A 16,600-nucleotide genomic window follows, 5' to 3' on the forward strand; every position below is an offset into this window, starting at 1 on the left:
CGAACACCTAATGGTTTGTCCGACGATTTGCGCAAACAAAAACGCCCCGACGAGTCGGGGCGTTCTGTGTACCGCAGAGGGTTAGTCGACGGCTTTTACCATGTCTTCGATGACCTTTTTAGCGTCACCGAACACCATCATGGTTTTGTCCAGGTAGAACAGTTCGTTGTCCAGGCCGGCATAGCCGCTGGCCATCGAGCGCTTGTTGACGATGATGGTCTTGGCCTTGAACGCTTCGAGGATCGGCATGCCGGCAATCGGCGATTTCGGATCGTTCTTCGCCGCCGGGTTGACCACGTCGTTGGCACCCAGCACCAGCACCACGTCGGCCTGGCCGAACTCGGAGTTGATGTCTTCCATCTCGAACACCTGGTCGTAAGGCACTTCGGCCTCGGCCAGCAGCACGTTCATGTGGCCAGGCATACGACCGGCAACCGGGTGGATCGCATACTTCACGGTCACGCCGCGATGGGTCAGCTTCTCGGTCAGTTCCTTCAGCGCATGCTGAGCACGGGCTACCGCCAGGCCATAGCCCGGAACGATGATCACGGTGTCGGCGTTGGTCAGCAGGAAGGTCGCGTCGTCAGCCGAACCGGATTTCACCGGGCGGGCTTCCTTGGCGCCAGCCGGGCCTGCGTCGGCTGTATTGCCGAAACCGCCAAGCAATACATTAAAGAAGGAGCGGTTCATCGCTTTGCACATGATGTACGAGAGGATGGCACCGCTCGAGCCGACCAGCGAACCGGCGATGATCAGCATCGAGTTGTTCAGCGAGAAGCCGATACCTGCCGCCGCCCAGCCGGAGTAGCTGTTGAGCATCGACACGACCACTGGCATGTCCGCGCCACCGATCGGGATGATGATCAGCACGCCCATGATGAAGGCCAGGGCCAGCATCAAGGCGAAGGCGCTGAGGTCGCCGGTCAACATGAAGGTGATGCCCAGGCCCAGTGTCGCCACGCCCAGCAACAGGTTCAGTTTGTGTTGGCCGGTGAACTGTACCGGTGCGCCCTGGAACAGGCGGAACTTGTACTTGCCCGACAGCTTGCCGAAGGCGATGACCGAACCGGAGAAGGTGATCGCACCAATGGCGGCACCGAGGAACAGCTCCAGGCGGTTACCGGCCGGGATCGCGTCACCCAGTTGCGCAACGATACCCAGCGACTGCGGCTCGACGACCGCCGCAATGGCGATGAACACCGCGGCCAGACCGATCATGCTGTGCATGAAGGCGACCAGTTCGGGCATCTTGGTCATTTCAACGCGTTTGGCCATGATCGAGCCGGCAGTGCCGCCGATCAGCAGGCCGACGATCACGTAGACGATACCGTCTTGCGCAAGCTCGGCGCCCAGCTTGTAGATCAGGCCAACCGTGGTGAGGATCGCCAGGCCCATACCGAGCATGCCGAACAGGTTGCCGCGACGCGACGTGGTGGGGTGCGAAAGACCCTTGAGCGCCTGGATAAAGCAGACCGAGGCGATCAAATACAGGGAGGTAACCAGGTTCATGCTCATGCTTGCTGCACCTCAGCCTTGACTGCTTCGGCCTTGGCAGCCGGAGCCTTGGCCGCTTTCTTCTTGAACATTTCCAGCATGCGCCGGGTCACCAGGAAGCCACCAAACACGTTGACCGCAGCCAGGGCCACGGCCAGGGTGCCCATGGTCTTGCCCAGCGGAGTCACGGTGAGGGCGGCGGCGAGCATGGCGCCGACGATGACGATGGCCGAGATGGCGTTGGTCACGGCCATCAGTGGGGTGTGCAGTGCAGGTGTCACGTTCCAGACCACGTGGTAGCCGACATAGATGGCCAGCACGAAGATGATCAGGTTGTAGATACCGTGAGAGATCAGCATGTCTTCCATTGTTTTTATCCTCAGCCGTTCTTGCGCACGATCTGGCCGTCGCGGCACATCAGGCACGCGGCGACGATATCGTCTTCAAGGTTGATCACCAGTTGTCCTTCTTTATCGAACAACAGTTTCATGAAGTCCAGCAGGTTGCGGGCATACAACGCCGAAGCGTCTGCCGCGACCGCGCCGGCCAGGTTGGTCGGGCCGACGATGGTCACGCCATTTTCGACGATCACCTGATCGGCCACGGTCAGCGGGCAGTTGCCGCCTTGGGCGGCCGCGAGGTCGATGACCACCGAGCCGGGCTTCATCTGTGCCACGGTTTCCGCGCTGAGCAGCGTCGGTGCCTTGCGGCCCGGAATCAGTGCGGTGGTGATGACGATGTCAGCCTGCTTGGCGCGCTCGTGCACGGCCAGGGCCTGACGCTGCATCCAGCTGGCCGGCATCGGGCGGGCGTAACCACCGACACCGACGGCGCATTCACGCTCTTCGTCGGTCTCGTAGGGCACGTCGACGAACTTGGCGCCGAGGGATTCGATCTGCTCTTTAACCGCAGGACGCACGTCGGACGCTTCAATCACCGCACCCAGGCGTTTCGCCGTGGCAATGGCCTGCAAACCGGCCACTCCGGCGCCGAGAATCAGCACGCGAGCGGCCTTTACGGTACCGGCAGCGGTCATCAGCATCGGCATGAAACGAGGATAATAGTGAGCGGCCAGCAACACAGCCTTGTAACCGGCAATGTTGGCTTGCGACGACAGCACATCCAGGCTCTGCGCGCGGGAGGTGCGAGGTGCCGCCTCCAGGGCAAAGGCGGTAATGCCGCACTCGGCCAGCTTGGCGATGGTTTCGTTGCTGAACGGGTTGAGCATGCCCACCACAACGGTGCCGCTTTTAATCAGCGCCAGCTCGCTGTCGCTGGGGGCGACCACCTTCAAAATCAGCTCTGCGCCAAACGCGTCATTGGCGCTGCCAATGGTTGCGCCTGCCGCTGCATAGGCACTGTCGACAACGCTGGCATTAACGCCGGCGCCGCTTTGTACAGTGACCTTATGACCCTGGCTGATCAGCTTCTTGATGGTTTCCGGGGTTGCAGCAACCCGTGTTTCACCGGTCTGGGTTTCGAGAGGAACACCAATGTGCACGTCAAATCTCCTGCGTGATCTTATTGAGTAAACCCATGCACTACGGATAAATGGGGACGGCCGATCAGCACGATTGCGCCAAATCAGAACGATCACTCATCCGAACACTGGCAAAAGTCGATTCGTTTCGTGCCTGGTCTAGCGCTGTCAGCGGTCTGGTCGATGACGGCTGCGAAGTCGCAAGCGTTGCAGGTTTGCGACTCGATTCAGAGCCGGAACGTTCGTCGCTGGGTGGAACACCAAAGTACTCGCGATAGCATTTGGAGAAGTGTGGTGTGGACACGAAGCCGCATACATACGCCAACTCAATGATCGACAATGATGTTTGCTTAAGCAGTTGTCGCGCTCGCACAAGACGTAACCTTAAGTAGTAGCGTGACGGCGTACAGTGAAGGTATTTCTGAAATAGCCGCTCTAGCTGTCGACGTGACAGATCAACGTATTCTGCAAGGTTATCCAGGTCGATCGGTTCCTCGAGATTGGCCTCCATCAACGCGACGACCTCCTGTAGCTTTGGCTGATGAGTTCCCAGCACATGCTTGAGCGGAACGCGCTGATGGTCCTGTTCGTTGCGTATGCGCTCGTAAACAAACATCTCCGAGATGGCTGCGGATAATTCACGACCATGATCGCGACCAATCAGGTGCAGCATCATGTCCATCGGCGCTGTTCCCCCGGAGCTTGTGAGTCGATTTCGGTCGAGGGTGAAGAGACTCGCGCTGATGCTGACTCGCGGGAAAGCTTCCTGCATCGCCGCCAAGAATTCCCAATGCACGCTGCACTCGTAGCCGTCGAGCAGCCCGGCTTTTGCGAGCGCCCAGCTGCCGGTGCACACACCTCCCAACCGTCTGGATTGACGCGCCAAGGCTTGTAGCCAAGTAATGTGCTCGCGGGTAATCACGCTCTGGATTCCAACACCACCGCACACGATTACAGTGTCCGCCACTAATGGATTGTTCCATGAAGCATCCGGAGTGATCGGCACGCCGTCACTGGCCCAGACAGGCTCTCCACCGGGGCTGAACGTATGCCAGCGATAGAGCTCTCGCCCTGACAACTGATTGGCCATGCGCAATGGCTCTACTGCGGACGCCAGGGAAATAAGTGTGAATTTATCCAACAGCAGAAAACCAACGGATTGAGTCGTACCGTCGGACACGGTGGAGTTCGATGACATCGTGGTCATGGCCTCACAAAGAGCGATTACGGCCTGAGACGCAGGCGCTGGTAATACCCCCCAGCCTTGGCGTAGGGAGTATCAGGTTCGGCCCAAACACCTCCTTGTTTTTTATCCCGCTGACGTCACGCTCGCAGCCTGCGCAGGGTGACGCGACGTCACAAGGCCAATAAAGGAAATCGCCAGTGCCAGTCCAATGGTTGTGCTCACTTCGGTGCGGTGCTCCGGGGTGATCATCATGACCGCCAGCGCTGCGCAAATGAACACGATCACCAGCCACGTCAGCCATGGAAACAGCCACATGCGAAAGGTCAGCTCGACGTTCTGCCGACGTAACATCCGGCGCATGCGCAGCTGCGACACCGCAATGGCCAGGTACACCAGCAAGGCAATAGCGCCGGAGCTGGCCAGCAGGAAATCAAACAGCCCGGCGGGCATGAAGTAGCTCCACACGGTGATCGCTGCGCCCAGCACGGTGCTGGCGATGACGGCTGCCCGCGGCACGCCCTCGGAGGAGGTCGCCTTCAGCGCCTTCGGCGCATCGCCACGACGGCCCAGCGAGTACAGCATGCGCGAAGCAATGTAGATCGAGGAGTTCATGCAACTGGCCACGGCGATCAGCACCACCACGTCCACCATGAACTTGGCGTGGGGAATGTTCATGATTTCCAGTGCCCGCTGGTAGGAACCTACCTGGGCGAGCAGCGGATCGTTCCAGGGCACCACGGAGATGACCACGAAAATCGACAACAGGTAGAACACGCCGATGCGCCAGATCACCGAACGCGTTGCCTTTGCAATGTTCTGGGCCGGGTTATTGGATTCGGCGGCGGCGATGGTGACCGCTTCAGTACCGATGAAGCTGAACATGATGGTAATGAAGGCACCGACTACCGCTGACAAGCCGTTGGGAGCAAATCCGCCGTGCTCAGCCATCAGGCCGCTCAATCCGCTGACTTCCCGATCGGGAACCCAGCCCATCAACACGGCAAAACCCACGGCGATGAAACCTATGATCGCCACGACCTTGGCCATGGCGAACCAGAACTCGAATTCGCCATACTTGGACACACTGAACAGGTTGGTCACCACCAGTGCAATGATCGACACCAAAGCGAACAGCCAGGCATCAATCCCGGGAAACCACTGATTCAACACATGACCAGCGGCCAGTGCTTCGATAGGAATCACCAGCACCCAGAACCACCAATAGAGCCAACCGATGGTGAAGCCTGCCCAACGGCCTATTGCCTGGTCGGCATAGGTGGAGAACGAGCCAGTGTCCGGATTGGCCACCGCCATTTCACCGAGCATGCGCATGACCAGAACGACTAGGAGGCCTGAGAATAGATAGGCCAGCAGGACGGCCGGACCAGCCGCTGCAATGGCATGTCCTGAGCCAACGAATAAACCGGCGCCGATAATCCCGGCGATTGACAGCATTGTTACGTGACGAGGCTTGAAGCCCTGCGCCAATTGGCCACTCGAATCCTGGGAGTTCGGGCTAATCATTGGTTTTTTTTCTCTGCTGATCGACATTTAAGCGTATTGATAGGCGCTACGAATCATCATTCGTTGTCTGTTGTCCCCCTCATGAAAGCGGAGCCCTTCAAACGCTGCTGTTCTTATCAAACCCATCATCGTGATGTGGTTATTGAGATGAAAAGACGCGCCACCTTACCCGGCTTGTCCGACAATTCAGTTACCTGTTCGCGTCGCCTCCTTGTCTGATATCGACATGAGCAAATTTAGCGTTCACGTTGAATACCAATCGGTCATGAAATGGCCGGGCGCAATCATTCTGTTTTGTTGAGGAATCTGCTAGGGCAGCAGCGGAATGGGGAAGCGGGCGAGAAGTTGCGGGAGGAGGGCCGTGAGATCTCTCTGGGAAGAGCGGATTGGAAGTTGATCAGCTAGATGATGGGGGACAAATTGGGGTATCGATTCGAAGTGGCCGGTGGACCATGCTGTTTTGATTCAGGAGACCAAAGCCGGTTTGACAGAAGTGAGTCAGCATCTGAACAAAACGGCCAGCAGTGGCTACGGTTCAGCCTGTTTCACCGGCACCAGTTGGTGACGCTTTGCCGCCCAGACAACCCCACCCACCAACAACACGATTGACGTCACCTCCATCAAACCAGGCACCCGCTGGCTGAACAGAAAACCGTATACACAGGCAAACAGCGTTTCGAACACGATCATCTGGCCACTCAACGACGTGGCCATTCGACGCGAGCAGGCATTCCACAGCCCGTTGGCAACCCACGAACCACAGAGTGCCAGGAACAGGCAGACCCACAGCAAAGTCATCCAGCGGCTGTTTTCAACCTGAGCGGGTACCAGGTTCGGGAACAGTATCAAGACCGTGATGCCGAACACGATCGCCACGATGCCCGTCACGATGCCCAACAGCGTCGACCATTCGCTGCTGTTGAAATGGCTTTGCTTGAGATAACGGGCATTGCGGGTGGCGTACCACGACCAGCACACCACGCCGCTGACCCCGCAGGCCAGGCCCAGCAACTGGGAAGACAGCGAGGTACTCGCTGCCCGCGCGCCGGAGTGTTCGAGACTGACCGATACGATGCCCAGGAATACCAGTAACAGGGGCAGCTTGAGTTTTGTCAGGGGCAGGGACCCTGCATCGCCACGCGCCAGAAAAGTAATGGCAACCGGCATCATGCCGTTGATGAGTGCGGCGGCAGTCACCCCGCTCAGTTGTACGGAAGCGCCCAGCAGCGCGTAGTTCAGGATGTTTCCGGTTAATGAAAGACGAAGCAGCATCAAGGCATCGCGGCGTGTCAACTGTGAGAGCAGACGGGATGCAATCGGTAAAGCCACGAGGAGCGAGATCAGCCCGTACATCGCAAACCGCACACTGCTGATCAGCACGGCATTGAATTCCGGCAGCAACGAAGGGGCGATAATCACCCCTCCCCAGATGGCACCCGCCAAAATTGCAAATACGATCCCACTGTTCATCATCTCGGCTCTGACAGGCTATTTAGGGGCATTCTAGCCATGGTATATAAGCGCCACCTGCGATAAAAAGTTGGCCACCCATTCCCATGCGGAATGTCTGGTCGCAATCGCCCCTCAGGAGAACCCTCATTAACCGTTACCTGCGTACCTTGCCCCCTTTGGAAACCCTGATCACATTTGAGGCCGTGGGACGACACGCCAGCTTCACGGGTGCCGCTGGCGAACTGTTTCTTACCCAGAGCGCGGTGAGCAAGCAGATGCGCCAGCTTGAGGACTGCATGGGTGTCCCGCTCTTCGAGCGAAAACCAAGGGGTGTCAAGTTGACCGGCGCAGGAGATGAACTGCTGATGACGGTCAACGTGCTCCTCACCACGATGTACCAAAGCGTCACGCGAATTCGCAATGTCCACCAGTCCAACGCCGTCTCGGTGCTGGCAACCCATGCCCTGGCCCAGTTCTGGCTGTTCCCGAAACTGATCGAATTCAACAAGACATACCCCGATATCGCTGTGCACGTTCACGCGATCAACGAGTTCGATGAGGCCAGCCTCAATGATTTCGACGTGGGCATTCTCTATGGTTCTGGCGAATGGCCCTCGCTGGACAGCGATTTCCTGCTGCCGGAAATCGTCTATGCCGTGGCTCATCCTTCATTGGATGTTTCGGGGGTCAAGACCCTGGAACAATTGGCGCAGGCCAACCTGGTGCAGATCGACACGTGCGCCTGGCAGTGTCTGGACTGGCATCAATGGTTCGGCCACTTTGGCATCGACTACCTACCGCGGGACAAAGCCCCGGTCTTCAACCAACTGACGTTGGCTTATCGGGCCGTTCAGCAAGGCATGGGCATTGGCCTGGCCTGGACGTTCATGGCTGATGAAGCGCTGGCCAAGGGGGAATTGCAGCGGGTTACGCCTTTCGAATGCGTGACGGGCAATGGCGAATTCCTGGTGTCGCTCAAGCATCGCAAGCGTTCTGCCTCTGCCGAGATATTTCGGCAGTGGCTCTTGGGGTCGATGGGCGACTGACCAGCCCATCGTATCCAACCCATGCGACATTGCGATTCTCGCTATACGTAGGCAGACGGCCTAAGACGTGAGTGTTGATGAATGACCGCTTCAGCCGCTAGCTGCCTCTCGCGAAAGACTGTAATCGACCCTAAGGAAATCTTTTTCACGCGCTAACCAGGGATCAGATGTGTTCCGGTTTTCCTGCACTTTTCATCCAGGCATCAAGCTCCGTAACCATTTTGTTGACCTCACTGTCCTCCCGTTCCGAGGGGCGAGCGATGGCGTTCCAGGCGATGTCGAGGCCGTCATTGAGGGCGGCCCACGCAAGCTCACCGCGCTCGAGGCTGGGGGTCACCAGGTCCCGTTGCAATATGCTGATGCCGTAGCCTGAGCGCACCAGTTCAACGATGGCTTCGATCAACTCCACCGTGATCATGCGGCGCGGCAGGATGCTGGCGGGGGCGAAGAACCGGTCATATTCCCAGCCACTGGCGCGATCGGTTGAGTAGGTCACCAGGTTGTAGGTCTTGAAGTCTTCGGCGTAGATGTTCTTCCTTCCCGCCAGGGGATGGTCGGTTGCCATGATCGCAATCAGGTCATCGCGAAAAAGCGGCAGTTTTGCCACGCCACTCGGCACCATGCCGTCATCGATGATGGACACATCGATCCGACCTTGCATCAGGCTCGCGTAGACGTCGTTACGGGGCACGGTCACCAGTGTGATTTCGATGTCTGGCCGAAGACTTGAGTAGTGCTTGATGAATTTTGGAATCCAGCGAAACGGGCCGTAGGAAGTGACACCCATACGGACAAACGCGGTGACGCCGCCGGCCATGGACCGGGCTTCGGACTCGGCTTCATTGAGTATGGCGATGATGTCTTTGGCGGCCCGTTCCAGGCGCACGCCGGCAGGGCTGAGTCTGAGCTTTCCTCCTGATCGTTCCGTCAGGCTCACACCCAGGCGCCGCTCCGCTTCGCGTATGCGGTGACTGACGGCTGAAGGTGTCAGCCATAAACGCTCGGCCACCGCGGTTATCGATTCGACTTCCGACAGGGTTTGCAACATCACCAGATGATCCAGCGTCAGTCTCATTGTTGTTCGACCTGAAAATAATTCACAAAATTGCGTAAAATTATGAGCGTGACTTGTTTTTGGTGCCGATGCAATCTGAATCCAAGCAGAGCCACCGGAGACCAACAACAATGACTACCCTGCCTTTCACACCTGCGTTAACCCTCGGCGATATCATCGATCTCGAGCGTTACCCCATTACCGATCGCACCAGCCCCGCTTATCTCGAACTGGTCACGCACAGTCAGTCTTTGCTGGGACAAGAGGGCGTTGCGATCTTTCCGGGTTTTGTTCGCGATCGGCCGGTTGTCGCGATGGCGGAGCAGACACTTGCACTGCACTCACGCATGTTTCGTTTTCGGGAAAACCACACGGTTTATTTCAAACCTCAAGATGAAAGTGTTGACCCGGCACATCCGCTACGGCGCTTGATGAACACTGCAAAAGACACCGTTGCCTATGCCGATATTCCGGCCGACCATTTGATCCGGCAGATCTATGGATCGGACGAAGTCCTTGCCTTCATCAAGGATGTTCTGGGTCTGGACACGCTCTATCGCCATGCCGATCCACTGGCCGCCCTCAACTTGCAGGGCTTCACGGCAGGACAGGAGTTGGGGTGGCACTTCGATCGTTCCGACTTCAGCGTCACGCTGTCCCTTCAGGCCGCGAGCGCTGGCGGGGATTTCGAGTACGTGCGCATGCTGCGCAATGAAAGCGACGATTGTTATGACGCAGTCAGGGAGTTCCTCGATGACCCGCAAACGCAGCAGATAGAGGTTCTGCCGCAAGTACCGGGCACCCTGACATTGTTCCGTGGCCGCTATTCATTGCACCGTGTGACGCCGGTGGAAGGGGACAGGTTGAGGCTCAACGCGGTGTTTGCGTACGTGGACCAGCCCAATGTCGAATTCAGTGCCTATGCCCGCCAGTTGTTCTACGGGCGTACCTCCGTTGATCCATTGGTTTAGTTTCGCCAATAACAATAAAAGCTATTGATTCACGCCTTCGCTTCACATGTTTGCGCACGCACCTGTCCATGCTAAAGCTGATGGGTTCGTTAGTTCCTGTGTCGCACACAACAGTTCGCTGCCCCCAATAATAATGATTCGGAGCGTCTGATCATGAAAAACAGGAAGAGTTTGCTGGCCTCGTTCCTCACCCTCGGCTTGCTCGTCGGTAGTGCTTCAAGCCAGGCTTCGGGATGGTGTGAGTCGGGCAAGTCGGTGAAATTTGCCGGGTTGAACTGGGAGAGCGGGATGCTCCTCACCGACATCATGATGATCGTGCTCAAGGAAGGCTACGGCTGTGCAACGGATCAGTTGGTGGGTAACACCATCATTCTGGAGACCGCGCTGGCCAGCAACGACATCCAGGTGTTTGGCGAAGAGTGGATGGAGCGCAGTGAAGTCTGGAAAAAGGCTGCGGCAGCCGGGAAGGTCGTCGGGGTTGGCGCTCCGATCGTCGGTGCGACCCAGGGCTGGTATGTACCGCGCTATGTCGTGGAGGGGGACGCAAAACGCAATAGACCGGCGCAGGCACCCGACCTCAAAACAGTCGCCGACTTGAGCAAGTACCCGGGCATTTTCAAAGACGCGGAGGAGCCGTCCAAAGGCCGCTTCTACAACTGTCCCGCTGGCTGGATCTGTGAACAGGACAATACCGAGATGCTGAAAGAGTACGGTCTTGAAAGTACCTTCACCAACTTCCGCCCCGGGACCGGGGCCGCATTGGATGCGGCTGTCCTGTCCAGCTACAAGCGCGGTGAACCGGTGCTGTTCTACTATTGGTCACCCACCCCGCTGATGGGACAGATCGATGCGATCAGACTGGAGGAAAAGACCGGAGCCAACAAAGACGTCGTTACCATGGTCGGGCTCTCCAAGGTTTTTCATGAACAGGCGCCCGAGCTGGTGGCGGTGCTGGAGAAGGTCAACATTCCCATCGACATGCTGAATCAGAACCTGGCCAGGATGACCCGCGAACGCATCGAATCACCGAAGCTGGCCAGGATATTTCTCAAGGAACACCCGGAAGTCTGGCACGCCTGGGTTGACGAAACCGCAGCCAAAAAGATCGAGGCATCGCTCTAACCGACCACCAGGGCAAGGATGCCCGCCCTGTGTAACGCCCCTCTGAACACAATCCATTGACTGCTTCTATTCAGAGGCGGCCCCTCTTTGCGTCCGGGAATAACGAACATGATCAAATCACGAGCGGCTGTCGCCTTCGCGGCGAACCAGCCTCTGCAAATTGTCGACATCGATGTGGCGCCGCCACAAGCCGGCGAGGTGCTGGTGCGCATCATTGCGACAGGTGTCTGTCATACCGATGCGTTCACCTTGTCCGGTGCCGATCCCGAAGGGATCTTTCCGGTCATTCTTGGCCACGAAGGTGGCGGTATCGTCGAAGCGGTTGGCGAGGGGGTGACTTCACTTGCAGTGGGCGATCATGTGATCCCGCTCTACACCCCGGAGTGCGGCGACTGCAAATACTGTAAGTCCGGGAAGACCAATCTCTGCCAGAAAATTCGTGCGACCCAGGGCAAGGGCCTGATGCCAGACGGCACCAGTCGCTTCTCCTATAACGGCCAGCCGCTGTTCCACTACATGGGCACGTCGACCTTTTCCGAATACACCGTGCTACCCGAAATTTCCCTGGCCAAAATCCCCAAGGAGGCTCCGCTGGAGCAGGTTTGCCTGCTCGGTTGTGGTGTGACCACCGGTATTGGTGCGGTGCTCAACACGGCAAAAGTGGAGGAGGGCGCCAGCGTGGCGATCTTCGGGCTGGGCGGCATCGGCCTGGCCGCGATAATCGGCGCCACCATGGCCAAGGCCGGTCGAATCATTGCGATCGATATCAACCCGGCCAAGTTCGAAATTGCCAGGCAATTGGGCGCTACCGACTTCATCAACCCCAAGGATTACGACAGACCGATCCAGGACGTGATCGTCGAGATGACCGAGGGTGGTGTGGACTATTCCTTCGAATGCATTGGCAATGTCCATCTGATGCGCGCCGCCCTGGAGTGTTGTCACAAGGGGTGGGGCGAGTCGGTGATTATCGGTGTCGCCGGCGCGGGCCAGGAAATCAGTACTCGACCGTTCCAGTTGGTGACCGGTCGCGTCTGGCGCGGCTCGGCTTTTGGCGGTGTGAAAGGTCGCAGCGAATTACCTTCCTATGTCGAGAAGGCTCAGGCCGGTGAAATCCCGCTGAACACCTTTATCACCCATACCATGGGGCTTGAAGACATCAACAAGGCCTTCGAGTTGATGCATGAAGGCAAGAGCATACGCACTGTTATCCATTTCGATCGCTGATTGAATCGTCCTGGCGTTGAGCGTCAGACGTCTCGCGCACGGGCGAACCGCAACACCCACTCACTGTGTCTTTATAAAGAGAGCATCTGTATGAGCATCTTCACTCACGTCACTGTCGGTACCAACGATCTGCAAAAGGCCCGTAGTTTCTACGACAATGTGCTCGGCGCACTCGGCCAGAAACGCATCGCTGATCTGGATGACAATGGCTCGATCTGGGGTGATAACGCCCCGTCCTTCTTCGTGCTGAAACCGGCAAACGGCGCCCCTGCCAGCGTCGGCAACGGTGTCACTGTCAGCTTTGAAGCACCGGACCGCGCCGCTATCGACGCCTTCCACGCGGCAGCCCTGGCCTGCGGTGGCACCGACGAAGGCGCACCCGGGCCACGGGGCTGGGCACCCAATGCCTATGCCGCCTATGCCCGTGATCTGGACGGCAACAAGCTGGCCGCGTATTGCTTCAAGGCTGCGTAAGCAACATTGGTGCTACGCATTCACCCTTGACCGGTAAATTGCCCGTGAGAATGTGGTCATTTGGCGAGCTTGCCAGTGACCACGTTCGAACTTCGGGCAGCGGGATGTTCACGGATAAAAAATACGGGTTTCGGTTGCCGTTACGGCGTGAACTTCAGGGTATTGGCCAGGTCAATTGGGGCCCTGTATCGCAAATGCCGAGCAGCGCTGTGGTCTGTTTTACGGCAGTGCCGTCCGGGATCAGTCGAGTCCGCCCCTTGATGCCAACCAAGAGTTTTCTGCCAGGTCTGCTCCTGGCGTTCTGCGCCTTCGCGTCGCTTTGCTCTGTTGCGGGGGAGCGAAGAGCGCCCACACAAAGTAACAGCGCATCTACCACCCTGATCGAAACCGCCTCGCGGCAGTATGAAAATGGCCAGTTGGACCAGGCCGCTGCCACGCTGGAGCGTGCCCTGCATATTCAGCCGAACAATCCCGCGACGTTGCATTACCTCGGTGTATTGCGTCTTCAGCAGGGGCAGTACCAGCAGGCTGAAACGTTGGCGGCGCGCTCTAACATGCGGGTTGGTCGCAACGTCGAATTACGCAACCGTAACTTCCAATTGATCCAGGCGGCGCAGCAGGCCCAGATTTCGAGTACTTCCCCCAAAGCCAAAGAGGACCTGGTTGCAGTAAAGAAGGGGCAGGATGAGGAAGCCGAGATGGTCTCTGTTGGGCAGCCCGACACTGGGCAACACGCTGGATACTTCGCTCGCGCAGAGGCAGAGAGGGTATCGGACTCACCGACGGCAGATGGACCTCGGCCCGAAGGAGAAATGCAAATGGCTTCCGTCGAGCCAGCACCCGGTTATGAGGAGGTCGGGATTCCCCGCGGCCATTTACCGCCTCCGGGTCAATGCCGAATCTGGTTTCCTGATCGCCCGCCGGGCCACCAGCCCCCGCCCGGCCGCTGCAAGAAGCTGCGGCATCGGGTTCCGTCAGGAGCCTATCTGGTGCGCGGTTGAGGTAGAGAACTGAACCTGCACGTTCTTGGGGTTTGCGACTATTTCGGCTATCGGGCGAAGGGGAGCATTTCTACAGTCAAATCGACCGCTGATTCACACGCTGAGTCAGCTCTTGCGCGGACTCTTTTCGTTCCGAGTAGCGGTCAACCAGATCGGGGCGATCCCGTAGCAGCAGGGTAAATTTCACCAGTTCTTCCATGACGTCCACCACCCTGTCGTACAGCGACGAGGGTTTCATGCGATTGGCGTCGTCAAACTCCAGAAAAGCCTTTGGCACGGAGGATTGATTGGGAATGGTGAACATACGCATCCAACGCCCCAGCACACGAAGTTGATTCACCACATTGAAAGACTGGGAGCCGCCGCAGACCTGCATGACCGCGAGGGTTTTTCCCTGGGTTGGGCGAACGGCCCCCAACGCCAACGGCACCCAGTCGATTTGCGCCTTGAACACCGCCGACATGGAGCCGTGGCGCTCTGGTGAACACCAAACCTGTCCTTCAGACCACTGCATCAATTCGAGCAGTTCCTGGACTTTCGGGTGATCGGAGGGTGCGTCGTCCGGTAGCGGCAGGCCGGACGGATTGAAAATTCGCGTCTCGGCGCCGAAGTGTTCGAGCAACCGGGCAGCTTCCTCGACCAGCAGGCGACTGAACGACCGCGCACGAGTCGAACCGTATAACAGCAGGATGCGTGGCTTGTGCTGGTCGTCGCGCCCGATGCCGATGGGCTGGGTCAGTGATGTGTCGAGATTGGGCAGGAAATGGGTCATGGGGGCTCCGGTCAAAGCGTGCCGATGCGATCGAGTTCGCGTTTCAACGCATCGCGGTCAAGTTGTGCAAAAGGCAGGTCGAGGAATGCCCGGCAGCGCGTTTCGATGCGCGCCAGGGTGGAGTGGAACGCCGCTGATACCGTTGCTTCATCGCCCGTTATGTCCGAAGGGTCTTCCAGGCCCCAATGCGCTTTCAGTGCAGGCCCGAAGTACACGGGGCACACCTCACCGGCGGCCTTGTCGCAGACCGTGATGACGATGTCCGGCGGGTTGGCTTCGAAAGCCTCATTGCCTTTGCTGCTCAAGCCGTCGATGGCGATGCCGGCCTCCTGCAACGTGCTCAGGCTGCGGGGCAACACGTGTCCCTTGGGGAAGCTGCCGGCACTGATCGCCACAAAGCCTTCGGGGGCGAGATGGTTGAACATCGCTTCGGACAGGATGCTGCGGCAGCTATTGGCGGTACACATAAACAGAACGCGCATGGTGACTCCTCTTTGCAGTCGCACAGGGCTAGACGCTCAGGCGCAGGGCCAGGGCAGACAAGGTGATGAGCAGAATCGGCAGCGTCAGAACCACGCCGACCTTGAAGTAGTAACCCCAGGTAATGCGGATGCCCTTGCGCTCCAGCACATGCAGCCAGAGCAGGGTGGCCAGGCTGCCGATGGGGGTGATCTTGGGGCCCAGGTCGGAACCGATGACATTGGCGTAGATCATGGCTTCACGCACCACGCCGGTGGCGTCACTGGCTTGAATCGACAGCGCACCCACCAACACCGTGGGCATGTTGTTCATGCCCGATGACAGCAACGCCGTGAGCAGGCCAGTGCCCAACGCGGCGCCCCAGATGCCGAATTCGGCCATGCGGTTCAGCGCCATCGTCATGTAGGTGGTCAGTCCGGCGTTTTTCAGCCCGTACACCACCAGGTACATGCCCAGCGAAAAGATCACCACCTGCCAGGGCGCTTCACGCAGCACCCGTCGCGTTGAGATCACATGCCCACGCGCCGCCACGGCGAACAGCATCGCGGCACAGACCGCTGCGATGGCGCTGACGGGAATGCCCAAGGGCTCCAGGGCAAACAGTCCGATCAACAACAGAGCCAGAACAACCCAGCCGACGCGGAAGGTCATGGGATCACGCACGGCGCGTCGTGGATCCATCACGTCATCGAGAGCGTAGTGCCTGGGAATGTCCCGCCGGAAAAACCGGTACAGCACGACAAGCGTGGTCGCCACGGCAACGAAGTTGACCGGCACCATGATGGCGGCGTATTCGCTGAAGCCCAGGTCGAAGTAGTCCGCCGAAACGATGTTGACCAGGTTGGACACCACCAGGGGCAAGCTCGCCGTGTCGGCGATAAAGCCGGCCGCCATGACGAACGCCAGGGTAGACGCTGGCGAAAAACGCAGGGCGAGCAGTATTGAAACAACGATGGGGGTCAGAATCAGGGCGGCGCCGTCGTTGGCAAACAGTGCGGATACGCCGGCCCCCAGCAGTATCGTGAACACGAACAGGCGACGCCCGTCACCCTTGGCCCAGCGCGCCACATGCAAGGCGGCCCACTGGAAGAACCCGGCCTCATCAAGCAACAGACTGATGATGATCAGCGAGATGAACGTCGCGGTGGCGTTCCAGACAATGCTCCACACCAGCGGAATATCGTGCAGTGTCACGACGCCTGCGAGCAGGGCCAGAACGGCACCAAAGGAGGCGCTCCAGCCGACGCCCAGGCCTTTGGGTTGCCAGATGACCAGCACCATGGTGAGCAGGAAAATGGTAAAGGCAATAAGCATGTG

16 protein-coding genes are annotated in these 16,600 nt (G+C 58.4%); 6 read left to right on the forward strand and 10 right to left on the reverse strand.

The genetic code is table 11. From position 1 onward, the window contains the following. Positions 1–81: 81 nt before the first annotated feature. The 6 genes from B0D71_RS00615 to B0D71_RS00640 form a co-directional block, all read right to left on the reverse strand. A complete protein-coding gene (locus tag B0D71_RS00615; protein ID WP_095967830.1) occupies positions 82–1,515 on the reverse strand; it encodes an NAD(P)(+) transhydrogenase (Re/Si-specific) subunit beta in 1,434 nt (477 codons plus the stop codon). Further along, on the reverse strand, positions 1,512–1,862 hold the full coding sequence (locus tag B0D71_RS00620; RefSeq protein ID WP_053152987.1) for an NAD(P) transhydrogenase subunit alpha part 2: 351 nt from the start codon (positions 1,860–1,862) through the stop codon (positions 1,512–1,514). Before B0D71_RS00620 ends, B0D71_RS00615 begins: the two co-directional genes overlap by 4 nt. Positions 1,863–1,873: 11 nt before the next feature. Next, positions 1,874–2,995, reverse strand: a complete 1,122-nt coding sequence (locus B0D71_RS00625; RefSeq protein WP_103393001.1) for a Re/Si-specific NAD(P)(+) transhydrogenase subunit alpha — start codon at positions 2,993–2,995, stop codon at positions 1,874–1,876. Positions 2,996–3,059: 64 nt separating this feature from the next. Then, positions 3,060–4,172, reverse strand: a complete 1,113-nt coding sequence (gene gbdR / locus B0D71_RS00630; RefSeq protein WP_420825124.1) for a choline metabolism transcriptional regulator GbdR — start codon at positions 4,170–4,172, stop codon at positions 3,060–3,062. A gap of 111 nt (positions 4,173–4,283) precedes the next feature. Beyond that, a complete protein-coding gene (gene gabP / locus B0D71_RS00635; protein ID WP_103393987.1) occupies positions 4,284–5,684 on the reverse strand; it encodes a GABA permease in 1,401 nt (466 codons plus the stop codon). A gap of 528 nt (positions 5,685–6,212) precedes the next feature. Beyond that, complete coding sequence (locus tag B0D71_RS00640; RefSeq protein WP_103393003.1) at positions 6,213–7,157, reverse strand: DMT family transporter; 945 nt, start codon at positions 7,155–7,157, stop codon at positions 6,213–6,215. Between the two features lie 83 nt (positions 7,158–7,240). Between B0D71_RS00640 and B0D71_RS00645 the strand changes: the two genes are divergently transcribed. Beyond that, a complete protein-coding gene (locus B0D71_RS00645) occupies positions 7,241–8,182 on the forward strand; it encodes a LysR substrate-binding domain-containing protein (RefSeq protein WP_103393004.1) in 942 nt (313 codons plus the stop codon). 163 nt (positions 8,183–8,345) lie between these two features. On the opposite strand, the gene B0D71_RS00650 is transcribed toward B0D71_RS00645, so the two are convergent. Then, positions 8,346–9,257: a LysR family transcriptional regulator gene (locus B0D71_RS00650; protein ID WP_103393005.1), complete on the reverse strand. Its 912-nt coding sequence runs from the start codon at positions 9,255–9,257 to the stop codon at positions 8,346–8,348. Between the two features lie 110 nt (positions 9,258–9,367). On the opposite strand from B0D71_RS00650, the gene B0D71_RS00655 reads away from it, so the two are divergent. From B0D71_RS00655 to B0D71_RS00675, 5 genes are all read left to right on the forward strand, one after another. Then, positions 9,368–10,207, forward strand: a complete 840-nt coding sequence (locus tag B0D71_RS00655; protein WP_103393006.1) for a HalD/BesD family halogenase — start codon at positions 9,368–9,370, stop codon at positions 10,205–10,207. A 153-nt stretch (positions 10,208–10,360) separates the two neighbouring features. Next, the gene (locus B0D71_RS00660; protein WP_103393007.1) at positions 10,361–11,329 is read left to right on the forward strand and encodes an ABC transporter substrate-binding protein; all 969 of its coding nucleotides are present in this window, start codon (positions 10,361–10,363) and stop codon (positions 11,327–11,329) included. A gap of 108 nt (positions 11,330–11,437) precedes the next feature. After that, positions 11,438–12,556 (forward strand): S-(hydroxymethyl)glutathione dehydrogenase/class III alcohol dehydrogenase, encoded by a 1,119-nt coding sequence (locus tag B0D71_RS00665; RefSeq protein WP_103393008.1) that lies wholly within the window; start codon positions 11,438–11,440, stop codon positions 12,554–12,556. A 90-nt stretch (positions 12,557–12,646) separates the two neighbouring features. Next, positions 12,647–13,030, forward strand: coding sequence for a VOC family protein (locus B0D71_RS00670; protein ID WP_103393009.1), 384 nt, complete (start codon positions 12,647–12,649; stop codon positions 13,028–13,030). A 260-nt stretch (positions 13,031–13,290) separates the two neighbouring features. Next, on the forward strand, positions 13,291–14,031 hold the full coding sequence (locus B0D71_RS00675) for a tetratricopeptide repeat protein (protein WP_103393988.1): 741 nt from the start codon (positions 13,291–13,293) through the stop codon (positions 14,029–14,031). 76 nt (positions 14,032–14,107) lie between these two features. Here B0D71_RS00675 and arsH read toward each other — a convergent pair whose 3' ends face one another. The 3 genes from arsH to B0D71_RS00690 are packed head-to-tail and all read right to left on the reverse strand — an operon-like array spanning position 14,108 to position 16,597. Further along, positions 14,108–14,803 carry an arsenical resistance protein ArsH gene (gene arsH / locus B0D71_RS00680; RefSeq protein ID WP_103393010.1) on the reverse strand — a complete coding sequence of 232 codons (696 nt, stop codon included), beginning with the start codon at positions 14,801–14,803 and terminating at the stop codon, positions 14,108–14,110. 11 nt (positions 14,804–14,814) lie between these two features. After that, entirely contained in the window at positions 14,815–15,285 is a 471-nt protein-coding gene (locus B0D71_RS00685; protein ID WP_103393011.1) for an arsenate reductase ArsC, read from the reverse strand. Positions 15,286–15,313: 28 nt separating this feature from the next. Then, positions 15,314–16,597: an arsenic transporter gene (locus tag B0D71_RS00690; RefSeq protein ID WP_103393012.1), complete on the reverse strand. Its 1,284-nt coding sequence runs from the start codon at positions 16,595–16,597 to the stop codon at positions 15,314–15,316. Positions 16,598–16,600: the final 3 nt, after the last annotated feature.

It is taken from the genome of Pseudomonas laurylsulfativorans (genome assembly GCF_002906155.1).
In the GTDB taxonomy this organism is placed as follows: Bacteria; Pseudomonadota; Gammaproteobacteria; order Pseudomonadales; family Pseudomonadaceae; genus Aquipseudomonas; species Aquipseudomonas laurylsulfativorans.

What these genes read in the sequence shown, in the direction of transcription:
- B0D71_RS00660 (WP_103393007.1), top strand. Translation starts at nt 10,361, where the DNA reads ATGAAAAACAGGAAGAGTTTGCTGGCCTCGTTCCTCACCCTCGGCTTG.
- B0D71_RS00665 (WP_103393008.1), top strand. Translation starts at nt 11,438, where the DNA reads ATGATCAAATCACGAGCGGCTGTCGCCTTCGCGGCGAACCAGCCTCTG.
- B0D71_RS00640 (WP_103393003.1), bottom strand. Translation starts at nt 7,157, where the DNA reads ATGATGAACAGTGGGATCGTATTTGCAATTTTGGCGGGTGCCATCTGG.
- B0D71_RS00675 (WP_103393988.1), top strand. Translation starts at nt 13,291, where the DNA reads ATGCCAACCAAGAGTTTTCTGCCAGGTCTGCTCCTGGCGTTCTGCGCC.
- B0D71_RS00615 (WP_095967830.1), bottom strand. Translation starts at nt 1,515, where the DNA reads ATGAGCATGAACCTGGTTACCTCCCTGTATTTGATCGCCTCGGTCTGC.
- B0D71_RS00620 (WP_053152987.1), bottom strand. Translation starts at nt 1,862, where the DNA reads ATGGAAGACATGCTGATCTCTCACGGTATCTACAACCTGATCATCTTC.
- B0D71_RS00685 (WP_103393011.1), bottom strand. Translation starts at nt 15,285, where the DNA reads ATGCGCGTTCTGTTTATGTGTACCGCCAATAGCTGCCGCAGCATCCTG.
- B0D71_RS00655 (WP_103393006.1), top strand. Translation starts at nt 9,368, where the DNA reads ATGACTACCCTGCCTTTCACACCTGCGTTAACCCTCGGCGATATCATC.
- gbdR (WP_420825124.1), bottom strand. Translation starts at nt 4,172, where the DNA reads ATGTCATCGAACTCCACCGTGTCCGACGGTACGACTCAATCCGTTGGT.
- B0D71_RS00670 (WP_103393009.1), top strand. Translation starts at nt 12,647, where the DNA reads ATGAGCATCTTCACTCACGTCACTGTCGGTACCAACGATCTGCAAAAG.
- arsH (WP_103393010.1), bottom strand. Translation starts at nt 14,803, where the DNA reads ATGACCCATTTCCTGCCCAATCTCGACACATCACTGACCCAGCCCATC.
- B0D71_RS00650 (WP_103393005.1), bottom strand. Translation starts at nt 9,257, where the DNA reads ATGAGACTGACGCTGGATCATCTGGTGATGTTGCAAACCCTGTCGGAA.
- gabP (WP_103393987.1), bottom strand. Translation starts at nt 5,684, where the DNA reads ATGATTAGCCCGAACTCCCAGGATTCGAGTGGCCAATTGGCGCAGGGC.
- B0D71_RS00690 (WP_103393012.1), bottom strand. Translation starts at nt 16,597, where the DNA reads ATGCTTATTGCCTTTACCATTTTCCTGCTCACCATGGTGCTGGTCATC.
- B0D71_RS00645 (WP_103393004.1), top strand. Translation starts at nt 7,241, where the DNA reads ATGCGGAATGTCTGGTCGCAATCGCCCCTCAGGAGAACCCTCATTAAC.